Source organism: Acidobacteriota bacterium (assembly GCA_003696075.1).
GTDB lineage: Bacteria > Acidobacteriota > Polarisedimenticolia > J045 > J045 > J045.
The window spans coordinates 52,969-67,378 of the sequence record RFHH01000137.1; the positions used below are offsets into that span (position 1 = coordinate 52,969).

Consider the following 14,410-nt stretch of genomic DNA (forward strand, 5'->3'; position numbering starts at 1 on the left):
ATGGCCGGGGGCGGTCCGGACGCCGGATCCTGCACGCTCTGCGGCGGGACCGGCTTCGTCGTCGAGCGCTCGGAAGACGCGGCGGTGGCGCAACCCTGCCGTTGCCGGCGCCTTCTGGCGGACGCGCGCCGGCGCGCCGGTGTCGGCATACCTCGCCGCTACGAGCACTGCACCCTCGATCAATTCGACCCTCTCAACGATTCGCTCCGCACCGCCTTGGCCTACGCCCGCCGCGTGGTCGAGTCGTTTCCGGGTTCCGACTTCGGCCTCCTCTTCACCGGCCCGTGCGGCGTGGGGAAAACCCACCTCGCCGTGGCGGTGCTCCGGGAACTCGTCGAGCACCGGGGTGCCAGGGGGCTCTTCGCCGAGGTCGGCGACCTGTTGCGGCGACTGGTGGAGACCTATGACCGCCGGTCGCAGGTTCCGAGCTGGGAGGTTCTCGAGCCCGCCCTCGAGGCCGACGTGCTGCTGCTGGACGATCTCGGGGCGACCCGGATGACGCCCTGGATGCAGGACACGGTCGGCCTGATCATCAACGAGCGGTACAACGAAGAGCGCCTCACCCTCATCACGACGAACCGGCCGATGTCCTCCGGCCCCGAGCGGGAATCGCTGGCGGATCGCATCGGGGAGCGGCTCGCCTCGCGCCTGACGGAGATGTGCGTGACGGTCCGCATGGAGGGGGAGGACTTCCGCCGCAAGATCAAGGCCGCCGAGTTCCGGTGAGCCGGGCGGGGCGGCGGCCGAGCCGGGCTCCGCGCTATCCTGAGCGGGCGGTGATGCCGCGGGAGGAATGCCATGCCCGAACCGCTCGTGCTCCGCACCGACGAAGACGGTGTGACGACGCTGACGATCAACCGCCCGGACAAGCTGAACGCCCTGGACAGCCGGGTCATCCGGGAACTGGTCCAGGCGTTCCGGGACGCGGGGGAAGAGGAGAGCGTCCGCGGCCTGGTGGTGACCGGGGCGGGGGAGAAGGCCTTCGTCGCCGGCGCCGACATCGCCGAGATGGCCGGACTCTCGCCCGAGCAGGCGCGCGCCTTCGCCGCCGAGGGCCAGCGCCTCGGCCGGATCATCGACGAAACGGGCAAGCCGGTGGTCGCCGCCGTCAACGGCTACGCCCTGGGAGGCGGCTGCGAGCTGGCCCTCGCCTGCCATCTCAGGGTCGCCTCGCCGAAGGCCCGCTTCGGGCAGCCGGAGGTCGGTCTCGGGCTCATCCCCGGGTTCGGCGGCACCCAGCGCCTGGCGCGGCTCGTGGGGGAGGGTCGTGCCCTTCAGATGATCCTCACGGGCCGCCCGATCGACGCTTCGACCGCCCACGCGTGGGGGCTGGTCAACGAGGTCGCCGAGGATCCGGTGGCCCGCGCGAAGGAACTCGTCCGGGAGATCGCCGGGAAAGGGCCCCTGGCGGTCCGCCTCTGCATCGAGGCCGTCCGCCACGGCCTGGACATGCCGCTCCCCGAGGCCCTGGCCTACGAGGCGGCGTTGTTCGGGGTCACGTTCGGCACGGAGGACATGCGGGAAGGGACCCGGGCCTTCCTCGAAAAGCGCCCCGCGCGATTCCAGGGCCGCTGAGGCACGGACCCGGCGCGGGACGCGGGCGGGAACCGCCGTGAACGGGCGCCGCCGCTCCTGGCTCGTCATCGCCGCCGCCCTCCTCGCGGTCTCGGCGGCAGGACTCTACGAAACGCTACGGAAGCGGCCGCCGGCGGCGCCACCGGTCGAGAGCGCGCCGCCGGCCGATCCGGGCGAGGTCGAGCGGATCGAGGGCGGCCTGACCTGGGTGGCGAGTCGGGAAGGACGGCCCCTGTTCGAGCTCTCGGCCGGCACGCTCCGGGCGCGGGAGGGGGGTGTCCGCTTCTTCGACGAGGTGCGCCGGCTCCGCGCTTATCTCGAGGACGGCAGGGCCGTCGACCTGCGCGCGCGGAGGGGCCGCGTGGAGGACCGGGGCCGGCGAGGCTTCCTGATCACCCTTTCCGGGGACGTCGAGGTCCGCGATCCCGATCGGCTGACCCTGCGGACCGCCCGACTGGTCTACGACGCCGACACGCGGGTCCTCAGCTCACCCGAACCGGCGACGATCAGAGGGCAGCGGATCCTCGCGCGGGTCGGTGGCTTCGTGTACCGGCCGGACGGAAGAGTGGTCGAGACGGACCGCGGCCTGATCGTCGACAGCTGGAGCGGACGTCCCCTCCACATCGAAGCGTCCCGCGCCCGCTATCGGATCGCGACCGGCGAGGTGGTGTTCGACGGGCCCTTCCGCGTCGGCGACCGGGACCGGTGGCTGCTGGGCGGGCCCTCGACGCTGCCGCTCGACGCCGAAGAGTCGGGGGAGACCGTCCGGATCGGCGGCCCGGTCCTCCTCTCCGACGCGAGCGGCGGCGCCACGGCCCAGCTCGCCGCACCGGAGCTGACGGTCACCCCGGATCGGGAGGCGCCGCGCCGCGCGGCCGCCGGCGATCCGGTGAGCGTGTTGTACCGGCCCTCCTCGGCCGGCGCCGCCGGCTCCGCCTCCTTCGGGCGGCTCGAAGCCGAGGAGGGCGCCGAACCCGGCACCTGGCGGCTTTCGGGCCGATCGTGGTTCGAACTTCGGGGTCAGGAACCGGGCGCGGAGTGGAGGGTCGCCGGAGACCGGTTCACCGCCGAGCGCGGTCCGGCGGGCCGCTGGCGCCGCATCGCCGCCCGCGGGACGGTGTCGGTGAGCGGCCCCGACCGTCTCGCCGCTCGGGGAGACGAACTGCTGTGGGAGGCGGAGCGGCCGGACACGGTCACGCTGACCGGCTCGCCGGCCCGCGCGTCCCAGGGTGAAGACGTGGTGGAAGCGCCCCGCTTCCTCCTCGACCGCGCCTCGGGCCAAGTGACGGCCGAGGGCGGAGCGCTCACCGAGGTCCGGTCGATCGCCCGCCGGCCGGACACGCTCCTGGGCGCCTCCGGCGGCGAGCCGGCCAGGGTGCGCTCGCGGCGGGTGACGTTTCCGCGGGGATCGGGCCCCGTCCTGTTCGAGGAAGAGGTCCAGGCCTGGTTCGGCACGACCTCCCTGCGCGCGGCGCGCCTATCCGTCGACCGGGCGGCGGAGCGCCTGCACGCGGCCGGCGATGTGGTGTTGAGACTCGAGCGCACCGTGGAAGGAGGCCCGGCCCGCACCGTTCGCGTCAGCGGCGCCACGCTCGACTACGAATCGAGGCGCCGCCGGGCGGTCGTCGAAGGCGCGGCCCGGTACGAAGAGGAGGAGGCGATCGTCCAGGCCGACCGGATCGCCGTGGACCTCGACGAAGAGGGGGCGATCGCGCACCTGGAGGCTTCCGGCTCCGCCACTTTGGCCATGGGCCGGGCGCGAGGCCGGGCGGACCGCCTGGTGTGGAAGGGAGGCGCCTCGGGGATCGTGATCCTGGTCGGGGAGCGCGGTCCCGCAGAACTGGAAACACCGGAGCAGGGCGTGCTGCGCACGCGGCGGGTGCGGTACGATCTCTCCCGCCGGACCGCGGTGGCCGAGAGCGGCGCGGGACGCGGCGTGATCGAAGCGTCGCCCGCGACCGGGCGAGAGGACGAGGAGCGCCGGTGACGATCGAAACGCGGGTCCCGGCGGGAACCGAGGCGCGCCCGAAGGCGGGCGCGGCGGTTCTCGAGGCGGCGGGACTGTCGAAAGCCTTCCGCGGTCACCGGATCGTCGACGGCGTGAGCCTCCGAGTGGCTGCGGGCGAGATCGTGGGCCTTCTCGGGCCCAACGGTGCCGGGAAGACCACCACGTTCGCGATGCTCGTGGGCCTGCTCGATCCGGATGCCGGACGGATCTGCCTTTCGGGACAGGACATCACGCCGTTGCCCCTTCACCGCCGGGCGCTCGCCGGCATCGCCTATCTTCCGCAAGAACCGAGCGTGTTCCGCCGGCTCAGCGTGCGGGGGAATCTCGAACTGGTCCTCGAAGCGCTCGGACACGACGAAGACGAGATCTGCGAGCGGGCCCAGCAGCTCATGCACGAATTCGGGCTGTCGCATCTCGCGGAACGACCCGCCTACCTGCTCTCCGGCGGCGAACGGCGCCGCTGTGAAATCGCGCGTGCGATGGCGATCCGGCCCAAGTTCATGCTGCTCGACGAACCGTTCGCGGGAATCGATCCGATCGCGGTGGCCGATATCCAGAGGATCGTCCGGCGACTCGCGGGGGAGGGCATCGGCGTTCTGATCACCGATCACAACGTCCGGGAGACATTGCAGATAACCGACCGCGCTTATATTATCAATGCGGGTCGGATCTTCCGTGCCGGCTCGCCGAGCGAGTTGGCCGAAGACGAGGAAGTCCGATCCGTGTACCTCGGGGAGGATTTCCGATTGGGCTGATGCGGGCGGCCTCCTGCGGACGCCGGCTCGGGCGGCCCGGGATCCCGGCGGCGGAGCCAAGCTCCGGACGCGTCGGCGCTCGGGGAGCGACATGGGCGCACTGGGGCGTTGATGCCTAGTCTCGAACAAAAGCTCCAGGTCGGGCTCCGGCAAAAGCTGATCATGACGCCCCAGCTGCAGCAGGCGATCCGCCTGCTCCAGCTGAGCAAGCTCGAGCTGCAGGGGGAGATCAGCCAGGAACTGGAGAACAACCCCGCGCTGGAGGAAGCGGGGACGCGAACGGAGATGACGTCCGACGAGGCGTCGGACACCCCCGAGCGCGAGGTCACCGCCGGCGAGGATGCCGAGCGGGATCCCGACGACATCGATTACGCCTCCTTCTTCCAGGACCTCGAGGACACGTTCCAGCCCGTGCGGGGCGCGCGGGAGGTCCCCAACGACGAGCTGCCTCCCTACGAGCAGATCCTCAGGGGGCAAGACCACCTCTCGGACCATCTCCTGTGGCAGCTCGAGATGGGCTCGCTGCGCGGGCGGGAGCGCACCATCGGCGAAGCCATCGTCGGCAACCTGGACGAGAAGGGATATCTGGAGGCGACCGCCGAAGAGATCGCCGCGATGGCTCCCGAAGGGCAGACCTGGACCGTCGAGGAGGTCGAGCGGGTCCGCCGGCACATTCAGAGATTCGACCCGGTCGGCGTCGCGAGCCGGGACCTTCGCGAGTGCCTTTTGGTCCAGCTCGAGGTGGCGGGCCTCGCGGATTCGCCCGCGTGGCGCATCGTGCACGACCACCTCGGATTGCTCGAAAGCCGTCGCTACGACACTCTCGCGAAGGAGCTGGGAATCGACGAGGAGGAGCTCGAGGAGGCCCTCGACGTCATCCGGCAGCTCGACCCGCGCCCCGGGGAGAAGTACAACCCCCAGACGACGACCTACATCACGCCGGATGTCTACGTCATCAAGGACGGCGACGACTACCGCGTCATCCTCAACGAGGACGGCCTGCCCCGGCTCCGCATCTCTCCCGCCTACAAGCGGCTGCTGGCCCAGGCGACCGACGAGACGATCGACGCCAAGACGCGCCATTTCGTCCGGGAGAAGCTGAAGGCGGCGTTCCGCCTCATCCGGAGCCTCGACGAGCGGCAGCGGACGATCGGCAAGGTGGCCAAGAGCATCGTCAAATTCCAGCGCGCCTTCCTCGATCACGGTATCGAGCACATTCGACCGCTCGTGCTCCGCGACGTGGCCGAGGACATCAAGATGCACGAGTCCACGGTCAGCCGCGTCGTGAACAACAAGTACATCCACACGCCGCGCGGCCTGTTCGAGATGCGCTTCTTCTTCCACAGCGGGATCGCGTCGTCCGGAGGCGGCGCCGTCTCGTCGCTGACCGTGAAGGAGAAGATCAAGCGCCTGGTCAGCGAGGAGGACCCGAAGAAGCCCCTCAGCGATCAGGCTATCGCCGAGTTGCTGCGCCGGGAGGGACTGAAGATCGCGCGCCGGACCGTGGCCAAGTACAGGGAGGAGCTCCGCATACCGCCGTCCACCCAACGGCGCGCGCGTTGACCCGTGTCGCGCCCGCGTCGTGCCATGACGGCACCGCCCGGCGGGGCGGCCGCCGTCGACCCGAGTTGGTGCCTCTTGTCGGAGGGAGAGCATGACGATCGATATCACCGGTCGGCATCTTGAATTGACCCCAGCGCTCCGGGAACACGCGGAGGAGAAGATCTCGAAGCTCGGTCGGCTGGTCGAGGACCTGGATATTCACGTGACCCTGGCGGCCGAGAAGCACCGCTACACCTGCACCATCGTCGCCCGCGGCCGGACCGGGGTTCATACCGGGGAAACGACGGGCGACGATCTGTACGCCACCATCCACGAAGCCGTGGACGTCCTCGCGCGGCGGCTGCGCAAGAACAAGACATCGAGGCTTTCCGACCGGCGCGAAGGCGCGCCCACCATCCGCCGTCTGGAGGAGGCGGAACCCACGACGGCCGAGGGCGGCCAGGCGTGACCCGACGGTGCCCTCCCCGGACCGCCAGCTGAACGCGGCGGCCGAGGCGCCCGGCCCCTGGCGCGTCTGGCTCGACGTGCCCCCGGACTGGACCGCCGACGCCGCCGGGGTCGAACGGGCGCTGGAACGGCTCGCCGACTGGCCGGGGGTCGCGGCCGCCCGGGGCGAGCTCGGCGGGTTGGCGCTCGAGATCGCGCTCGCCGCCGATCTGATCGTCGTGGATCCGGGGACCCGCCTGCGGGGTCCGGGTTCCCCTCACCGCCTCGCCGGGACCCCGGGCCGCCTCGCCGACCGCCTCGGCTGGGGGCAGGCGGTCGGCTTCTGGCTCGACGGCCGCGGCTGGTCGGCCCGGCGGGCGGCCACCCGCGGCCTGGTCGACGCCGTGTCCGGCGATCCCGTCGGCTATGCCGAGCGCTGCCTCGAACGGTGGTCGGCGGCGGGACCGGCGCTCCCCGCCCTGCGCCGGCTGCTCCGCGCAGGCGGCCGGCTGGACGAGAGCGCGGCCCTGGCGCTCGAGCGGGCCGAGTTCGCGCTCCTGTTCTCCCACGAGGACCCGAAGGCCGCCGCCCGCGCCTTTCTCGCGCGCCGCCGGCGGTGACGCGGCCGGACGGCGCGCGGCCTCCGCGGTATCCTTCGCGGAGGCCGCCCCCGCGGGCCGGCGCAGGTCGGCGGCCGTTTCCGCGAAAGGACAGGAGATGAGCCAGCACCGATCACGGAGCAAGCGCGAGTGGGAGGAGACCACCCTCGCCGAGGCGAGACGCCGTCTACCGGAACGTCCGGTTCGATTCACGACCGTTTCGGACATGGAGGTCCCGCTCCTCGCCACTCCGGAGGATCTCGGCGACGACTGGAACTACCAGGAGCGCCTGGGCTATCCGGGCGAATACCCGTACACGCGGGGCATCCATGCGACGATGTACCGCGCGCGGCCCTGGACGATGCGCATGTTCGCCGGGTTCGGCACCGCCGAGGACACGAACCGGCGGTTCAAGTACCTCCTCGAACAGGGGCAGAACGGCCTGTCGACCGCGTTCGACATGCCGACGCTGATGGGCAGAGACAGCGACGACCCTCTTTCGGAAGGGGAGGTCGGCCGCGAGGGGGTGGCCATCGACTCCCTCGCCGACATGGAGATCCTCTTCGACGGGATCCCGCTCGACCAGGTCTCCACGTCGATGACGATCAACTGCTCCGCCCCGGTGCTTCTCGCGATGTACCTCGCGGTCGCCGAGAAGCAGAACGTCCCCTTCGAGAAGTTGAGAGGTACGGTCCAGAACGACATTCTCAAGGAGTACATCGCCCAGAAGGAGTGGATCTACCCGCCCAAGCCGTCCCTGAGACTGATCGTCGACCTCATCGAGTTCTGCACCCGTCACGTCCCCAAGTGGAACACCATTTCGATCAGCGGCTACCACATCCGCGAAGCAGGTTCGACGGCGGTCCAGGAGCTCGCGTTCACTCTCGCCGACGGATTCGGTTACGTCGAGGCCTGCCTCGAGCGCGGCCTCGCGGTCGACGAGTTCGCGCCCCGCCTCAGCTTCTTCTGGAACTCCCACAACGACTTCTTCGAAGAGGTGGCCAAGTTCCGCGCGGCGCGTCGCATCTGGGCCCGCCGGATGAAGGAGCGGTACGGGGCCCGCGATCCGCGCTCCCTGATGCTCCGGTTCCACACCCAGACCGCGGGCTGCTCGCTCCAGGCCCAGCAGCCGCTGGTCAACATCGTGCGGGTGACCATCCAGGCGCTGGCGGCCGTGATGGGCGGAACCCAGTCGCTGCACACCGACTCCTACGACGAGACTCTCTGCCTTCCCACCGAGAGGGCGGTTCGGATCGCGCTCCGCACTCAGCAGGTCATCGCGGAGGAGTCCGGCGTCGCCAACGTGGTCGATCCGCTCGGGGGTTCCTACCTGGTGGAGCACCTCACCGACCGAATGGAACGGGAGGCCCTCGAGTACCTCCGCCGGATCGAGGAGATGGGCGGCATCGTGGCAGCGATCGAGCGCGGGTTCCCCCAGAAAGAGATCGCGGATGCCGCCTTCCGGTATCAACAGCAGGTCGACCGCGGCGAGAAGACCATCGTCGGGGTCAACAAGTACGTCATCCCCCCCGAAGAGGACCAGAAGATCGAACTCCTGCGCATCCCGCCCGAGGTGGAAGAACGGCAGAAGGCCCGTCTGGCGGAGGTGAAACGGCGGCGGGACTCCCAGGCGGTCCGCGAGGCGCTGGATCGGCTCGAGCGCGCCTGCCGCGAGGACGAGAACACGTTCCCCCACATCCTCGAGGCGGTCCGGCGGTACGCCACCGTCGGTGAGATCTGCGACACGATGAAGAAGGTCTTCGGCGTCTACGAGGAAGCCACCGTCCTATGACAGCGCCCGCAGGGAGGTGACCGGCATGGCCGACGAGAAGAAGAGACTCCGGCTGCTGATCGGAAAGGTGGGCCTCGACGGCCACGACCGTGGCGCGAAAATCATCGCCCGCGCGCTGCGGGACGCCGGCCACGAGGTCATCTACACCGGCCTCCACAAGACGCCGGAACAGATCGTCGAGACCGCGATCCAGGAGGATGTCGACGGAATCGGGCTCTCCATCCTCTCCGGAGCCCACATGACGCTCTTCCCGAAGGTGCGCCGGCTGCTCGACGAGAAGGGCGCGGGCGACATCGTGCTCTTCGGAGGCGGCATCATTCCGGAGGAGGACGTGGCCGAGCTCAAGAAGCTCGGCATCGCGGAGCTGTTCCTGCCGGGCACGTCGACCGCCGAGATGATCGCGTGGGTCGAAGCGAACGTGAAGCCCCGCGTTTCATGAACCGGACGCGGCTGGAGCGCTTCGGTCGGATCGCCGTGCTCCGCATGGACTGGGGGCACCGGGTCAACGTGCTCAGCACCGTCCGCCTGCGCGAACTCGAGCGGCTGCTCGGCGGATTGGCCGGGGACGTCGGAGGGCTGATCCTCACGGGCAACGGCCGCGGCTCGTTCGCGGCGGGTGCGGACCTGGCGGAGATCGCGGCGCTCGATCCGATCGGGGCGCAGGAGCTGTCCCGCGAAGGGCAGCGCCTCGCCGCCCGGCTGGCGGAGGGTCCGCAAGTGACGGCGGCCGTCGTCGACGGGCACGCCCTCGGCGGCGGATTCGACCTCGCCATGAGCTGCGATGTCGTCGTGGCGACCGAGCGCAGCCGGTTCGGCCATCCGGGCCTGTCGCGCGGACTGTTCACCGGGTGGGGCGGAACGGCACGGATCCCGCGGCGCGGGCGCCGGCCGGCGGGGCGACGCCTGCTGCTGGCGGGCGGTGAGATCTCGGCGCGGGAGGCTCGGGATGCCGGGCTCCTCGCCGACGTGACCGCCACGGCCTCGGCGGCGATGGGCCGGGCGCGCCGGCTGGTGAGCATCCTCTGCAGCTGGCCGGCCGCGGCACGGGACGCCTGGCGCGCCGCGCGGCGCGGGAGCGCCGCCGCGTTGCAGCGCGCCCTGCTCGACCTGGCGCGGATCGAGGCCGGCGCGCGTTGACACCCGGAAAAGGCGGTGTTACGGTCCAACCCTTTCCGCGCCCCGTCCCCGCCGACTTTTCGCGCCGTCCGGCGGCGGGCCGGCGAACGCGCCGGACCCGCGTCTCCGGCGAGCGCTCGAGTTGGAACGCCTATGCCCGCGAGCCGGCCGCCGATCCTCGTCGCCGACAAGAACCCCGACGTGAGACGCCACCTGTGCGAGGCCGCGAGGTCTTGCGGGCTCGAACCGTGCGAAGCGGCCCACCTCGACGAGGCCGTCCGCGTGGCGGCGGAGCGAAAGGTTCGCTTCGCGTTCGTGGACGTGTTGCTGCCGGGAGGCGGCGGCTATCGGACCGCGGAAGCGCTCGCGAACCTCGATCCGCCCCCGGGCGTGGCGCTGATGGCCGGCGCCTTCGAGCCCGTGGACGAAGACCGGGCGCGACGCGCGGGCGCCTCCGACGTCCTGCTCAAGCCGCTCGGTGACGCCGAGATCGTCGCCGTTCTCGAGCGGCGACTGGGGGCCGACGCCGGCGCGCCGCTCGACGTCCCCGAACCGGAACCGGGACCCCCCGGCGACGACGGCCCGCTCGAGCTGGGCGTGACCGACGTGCCGCAGGAGCGCGTGCCGCTGCCGGGAGACCCGGACTTCTCGCTTCCCGTCGGGGTCGCCGAGGCAGGCTTCGAGGAGGCGGTCCGGAAAGCGGTCCGGAGCGAGCTGGACCGGAGGCTGCCGTCGCTCGTCCGGCGGATCGTGAGGGAGGAGCTCGATCGCCGCGCGGGCGGCGGCTCGCCGGGCGCGCGCGACCGGACCATCGGAGAGGGCCCGCCATGTCCCTAGCGAAGTCGTTCGACCCTTCCGCCTACGAGAGCCGGGTGGCCCAGCGCTGGGAAGAGGCCGGCGTGTTCCGCGCCGGGGGAAGCGATGCCGCGGCGCGGCCGCGCTTCTCTCTCGTCATCCCGCCCCCCAACGTCACCGGCTCGCTTCACATCGGCCACGCCTTCGACATGACGCTCCAGGACATCGTGGTGCGGTGGCACCGGATGCTCGGCGAGGACGCCCTGTGGGTTCCCGGCACCGACCACGCCGGGATCGCCACCCAGATGGTCGTCGAGCGCCATCTCCGGGCGCAGGGGACGACGCGGCACGAGCTCGGGCGCGAGAAGTTCGTCGCGGAGGTCTGGCGCTGGAAGGAGGAGTACCACGCGCGGATCGTACGGTCGCTCAAGCGGCTCGGATGCTCGTGCGACTGGACGCGCGAGCGGTTCACGCTCGATCCGGGACTCTCCCGCGCCGTCCGCGAGACCTTCGTGCGCCTGTACGAGGAGGGACTGATCTACCGCGGCCGGCGTCTCATCAATTGGTGCCCCGACTGCCGGACCGCGCTGTCCGATCTCGAAGTCGACCGGGACGAGCCCGAGACCGGCGAGATGTGGTCCTTCGCCTACCCGGTGGAGGGAGGCGGCGAGATCGTCGTCGCCACCACGCGGCCGGAGACGATGCTCGGCGACACCGCGGTCGCGGTGCATCCCGACGATCCGCGCTACCGTGATCTCGTCGGGCGCCGGGTCGTCCACCCCTTTTTCCCCGAACGGCGCATTCCGATCATCGCCGACGCGATCCTGGCCGATCCCGAGACCGGGACCGGGGCGGTGAAGGTCACCCCCGCCCACGATCCGAACGACTTCGCCTGCGGCGAGCGGCACGGACTCGAGCAGATCGCGATCCTCGACGAGGCGGGACGCGTCACGGAAGCGGGGGGCCCCTTCGCCGGTCTCGACCGCTTCGAGGCCCGCGAGCAGGTGAAGCGCCGCCTCGAGGAGCTGGGGCTGGCGCGGGGCGGGCGGCCGCACGAGTACGCGCCGGGGCGGTGCCAGCGCTGCCGCACGATCGTCGAGCCGATGATCTCGACCCAGTGGTTCCTCAAGATGGAGCCTCTGGCCCGCCCGGCGATCGAGGCCGTGCGAACGGGACGGATCCGATTCGTGCCTCGCAGCTGGGAAAAGACCTACTTCCACTGGCTGGAGAACATCCAGGACTGGTGCATCTCGAGACAGCTCTGGTGGGGTCACCGGATCCCGGCGTGGCACTGCACCGACTGCGGGCACACGACGGTCAGCCGGGAGGATCCGCGGGCGTGCGGCCGCTGCGGCGGGCCGAGGATCCGGCAGGACGAGGACGTCCTCGACACCTGGTTTTCCTCCCAGCTGTGGCCGTTCAGCGTCTTCGGCTGGCCGGAGGAGACGGACGATCTGCGCCGGTACTATCCCACCGACACGCTGGTGACCGGGTTCGACATCATCTTTTTCTGGGTCGCGCGCATGATCATGGCCGGCCTCAAGCTGACGGGCCAAGTGCCGTTCCGGACGGTGCTGTTCCACGGGCTGGTGCGCGACGCCGAGGGGCGGAAGATGTCGAAGTCCCGCGGCAACGCGGTGGAGCCCGAGACACTGTTCGACGAGCACGGCGTGGACGCCACACGCTTCACGCTGGCCGCCCTCGCCAGCCCGGGCACCGACGTGGCCCTCTCCGAAGAGCGGCTCGCCGGATACCGCGCCTTCATGAACAAGCTGTGGAACGCGACGCGGTTCCTGCTGATGCGCCTCCCCGAGGATGGTCGCCGGGCGCGGATCGACTACGACGGCGAGGATCTCGACGATCTCGACCGCTTCCTGCTCGCACGGTTCGGACGAACGGTCGAGGCAGTGGACAAGGCCTATCAGGAGTATCGCTTCGACCGGGCGAGCGAAGCTCTGTACCACTTCCTCTGGCACACCTTCTGCGACTGGTCGATCGAGCTCTCCAAGCCGGACCTCGCGCCCGGAACGAACTCGCGCCGGGCCGACGTGCGGCGCTCCGTGCTGCTCGACGTGCTGGACGGATCGCTGCGGCTGCTGCACCCGATCGCTCCGTTCATCACCGAGGAACTCTGGAGCCATCTGCCGCGCCGCGAAGGGGACCCTGATCTGTTGGCCGCGGCGCGGGTCCCGCGTCCGGGAACACCGGCTCCCCCAGTGCCGATCCCCGCCGATCCGGAGGGCGCCGCGGAACCGGTGGAGCGGTGGCTCATCGGACCGGTCGGCGCCGTCCGGGCTCTCAGGACCTCGGCCGGGGTGGAGCCGGGGCGCCGCGTCACGGTCCGCCTGCGCCCGCGCGCGGAGGAGGGTTTCGTGTGGCTCGAGCGGTTCCGCGACCGGATCGAGCGGCTCGCGGGCGCCGCGGAGGTCGATCTGGCCCGGACCTCCCTACCGGAAGAGCCTGCCCTGCGCCAGGTCCTCGATCACGTCGAGGTGGCCGTGCCGCTCGCCGGCGCCGTCGACGCCGAGCGGGAACGGCAGCGGTTGGAACGGGAGAGGGAACGGGTGGCGAAGGCGATCGCCGCCAGCACCCGCAAGCTCGAGAACGAGAACTTCGTGCAGCGAGCCCCGGCGGCCGTGGTCGATCAGGAGCGACGCCGTCTGGAAGCCGCCCGCAGCCGGCTCGAAGAGATCGAGCGGCTTCTCTCCGCGCTGGGGTGAGCATGCCGGCGTTCCCCCGCGACGCCGCCCGCCACGTCGTCGAGATCGGTCTCGACGAGGATCTCGGCTCCCGCGGAGACATCACGACCCGGGCCCTCGCCGAAGGCCGCTCCGCTGTCGGACGCGTGATGGCGCGAGAGGCGGCGGTGGTCGCCGGCCTCCCCCTCGGCCCGATCGTCCTCGACGAGCTCGAGCGGAGGGGTTACGGCCGCGCCGCCTGCCGGGCGCTCGTGCGCGAGGGCGAGGAGGCACGGCCCGGCCGGGCCCTGCTGGAGGTCGAAGGTGCGGCCACGGCGATCCTCGCCGGGGAGCGGCTGCTGCTGAACCTCCTCGCGCGCCTGTGCGGGATCGCCACCCTCACCCGCCGGGCGGTCGCCGAGATCGAGGGCACCGGCGCCGAGATCGCCGACACGCGGAAGACCACGCCAGGCCTGCGGGCGCTCGAGAAATACGCCGTCGCCGTGGGAGGGGGGCGGAACCACCGCTTCGCCCTCGACGAACTGGTCCTGATCAAGGACAACCACAAGGTCCTCTGCGGCGGTGCCGCAGCGGCGGTCCGCGCCGCCGTGCGGGCCGGTCACGAGCCCTCCGAAATCGAGCTGGAAGCCGACGACCTGGCCGAGCTGGAGGAGGGGCTCGCCGCCGGCTGCGGCTGGATCCTCCTCGACAACATGGACCCGGGCACGGTGCGCGAGGCGGTGCGACGAACCGCCGGGCGGGCCCGCCTGGAGGTCTCCGGAGGCCTCCGGCCCGGACGCTTGCGCGCGTTTGCGGAGGCGGGAGTGGACCGGTTGTCGCTCGGCTGTCTCACCCACGGGGCCCCCGCGGTGGACCTGTCCCTCGACCTGATCGCCGCACCGTGAGCCGGCAGCCCCGATCGCCCCTCGGCGAGAGGATCGCCCGCCGCCTCGCCCCCGCTCCCGAGCCGCTGGCGCTCTCTCCGCGCGCAGGGCTCTTCGCGGGGCTGGCGGTGGCGGAAGCCCTGGAGGCGCTGGGGGCGCGGGTGGAGATCCGCTGGCCGAACGACCTGTACCAGCCGCAGGGGAAGGTCGGGGGAATCC

At 71.3% G+C, this 14,410-nt stretch carries 14 protein-coding genes; all 14 read left to right on the forward strand.

Features of this window, described 5'->3' with window-relative positions:
* On the forward strand, positions 1-726 hold the full coding sequence (locus D6718_09320; protein ID RMG44801.1) for an AAA family ATPase: 726 nt from the start codon (positions 1-3) through the stop codon (positions 724-726).
* A gap of 72 nt (positions 727-798) precedes the next feature.
* Entirely contained in the window at positions 799-1,575 is a 777-nt protein-coding gene (locus D6718_09325) for a hypothetical protein (protein ID RMG44802.1), read from the forward strand.
* A 37-nt stretch (positions 1,576-1,612) separates the two neighbouring features.
* Positions 1,613-3,562 (forward strand): hypothetical protein, encoded by a 1,950-nt coding sequence (locus D6718_09330; GenBank protein RMG44803.1) that lies wholly within the window; start codon positions 1,613-1,615, stop codon positions 3,560-3,562.
* Between the two features lie 74 nt (positions 3,563-3,636).
* Complete coding sequence (lptB, locus tag D6718_09335; protein ID RMG44823.1) at positions 3,637-4,338, forward strand: LPS export ABC transporter ATP-binding protein; 702 nt, start codon at positions 3,637-3,639, stop codon at positions 4,336-4,338.
* 111 nt (positions 4,339-4,449) lie between these two features.
* Complete coding sequence (gene rpoN / locus D6718_09340) at positions 4,450-5,901, forward strand: RNA polymerase sigma-54 factor (GenBank protein ID RMG44804.1); 1,452 nt, start codon at positions 4,450-4,452, stop codon at positions 5,899-5,901.
* Between the two features lie 91 nt (positions 5,902-5,992).
* Positions 5,993-6,349, forward strand: coding sequence for a ribosome-associated translation inhibitor RaiA (gene raiA / locus D6718_09345; protein ID RMG44805.1), 357 nt, complete (start codon positions 5,993-5,995; stop codon positions 6,347-6,349).
* A 7-nt stretch (positions 6,350-6,356) separates the two neighbouring features.
* Positions 6,357-6,947 carry an enoyl-CoA hydratase/isomerase family protein gene (locus tag D6718_09350; GenBank protein RMG44806.1) on the forward strand — a complete coding sequence of 197 codons (591 nt, stop codon included), beginning with the start codon at positions 6,357-6,359 and terminating at the stop codon, positions 6,945-6,947.
* A 97-nt stretch (positions 6,948-7,044) separates the two neighbouring features.
* Positions 7,045-8,718 carry a methylmalonyl-CoA mutase gene (locus D6718_09355; protein RMG44807.1) on the forward strand — a complete coding sequence of 558 codons (1,674 nt, stop codon included), beginning with the start codon at positions 7,045-7,047 and terminating at the stop codon, positions 8,716-8,718.
* A gap of 25 nt (positions 8,719-8,743) precedes the next feature.
* Positions 8,744-9,157, forward strand: coding sequence for a cobalamin B12-binding domain-containing protein (locus tag D6718_09360; GenBank protein RMG44808.1), 414 nt, complete (start codon positions 8,744-8,746; stop codon positions 9,155-9,157).
* Positions 9,154-9,855: an enoyl-CoA hydratase/isomerase family protein gene (locus tag D6718_09365; protein ID RMG44809.1), complete on the forward strand. Its 702-nt coding sequence runs from the start codon at positions 9,154-9,156 to the stop codon at positions 9,853-9,855. The genes D6718_09360 and D6718_09365 overlap by 4 nt, the downstream gene beginning before the upstream one ends.
* A 132-nt stretch (positions 9,856-9,987) precedes the next feature.
* Positions 9,988-10,671, forward strand: coding sequence for a DUF2497 domain-containing protein (locus D6718_09370; protein ID RMG44810.1), 684 nt, complete (start codon positions 9,988-9,990; stop codon positions 10,669-10,671).
* On the forward strand, positions 10,662-13,349 hold the full coding sequence (locus tag D6718_09375) for a valine--tRNA ligase (protein RMG44811.1): 2,688 nt from the start codon (positions 10,662-10,664) through the stop codon (positions 13,347-13,349). The genes D6718_09370 and D6718_09375 overlap by 10 nt, the downstream gene beginning before the upstream one ends.
* A gap of 2 nt (positions 13,350-13,351) precedes the next feature.
* Entirely contained in the window at positions 13,352-14,212 is an 861-nt protein-coding gene (nadC, locus tag D6718_09380; GenBank protein ID RMG44812.1) for a carboxylating nicotinate-nucleotide diphosphorylase, read from the forward strand.
* On the forward strand, positions 14,209-14,410 hold a 202-nt coding region (locus D6718_09385; GenBank protein RMG44813.1), incomplete at its 3' end, for a hypothetical protein. The genes nadC and D6718_09385, both read left to right, overlap by 4 nt.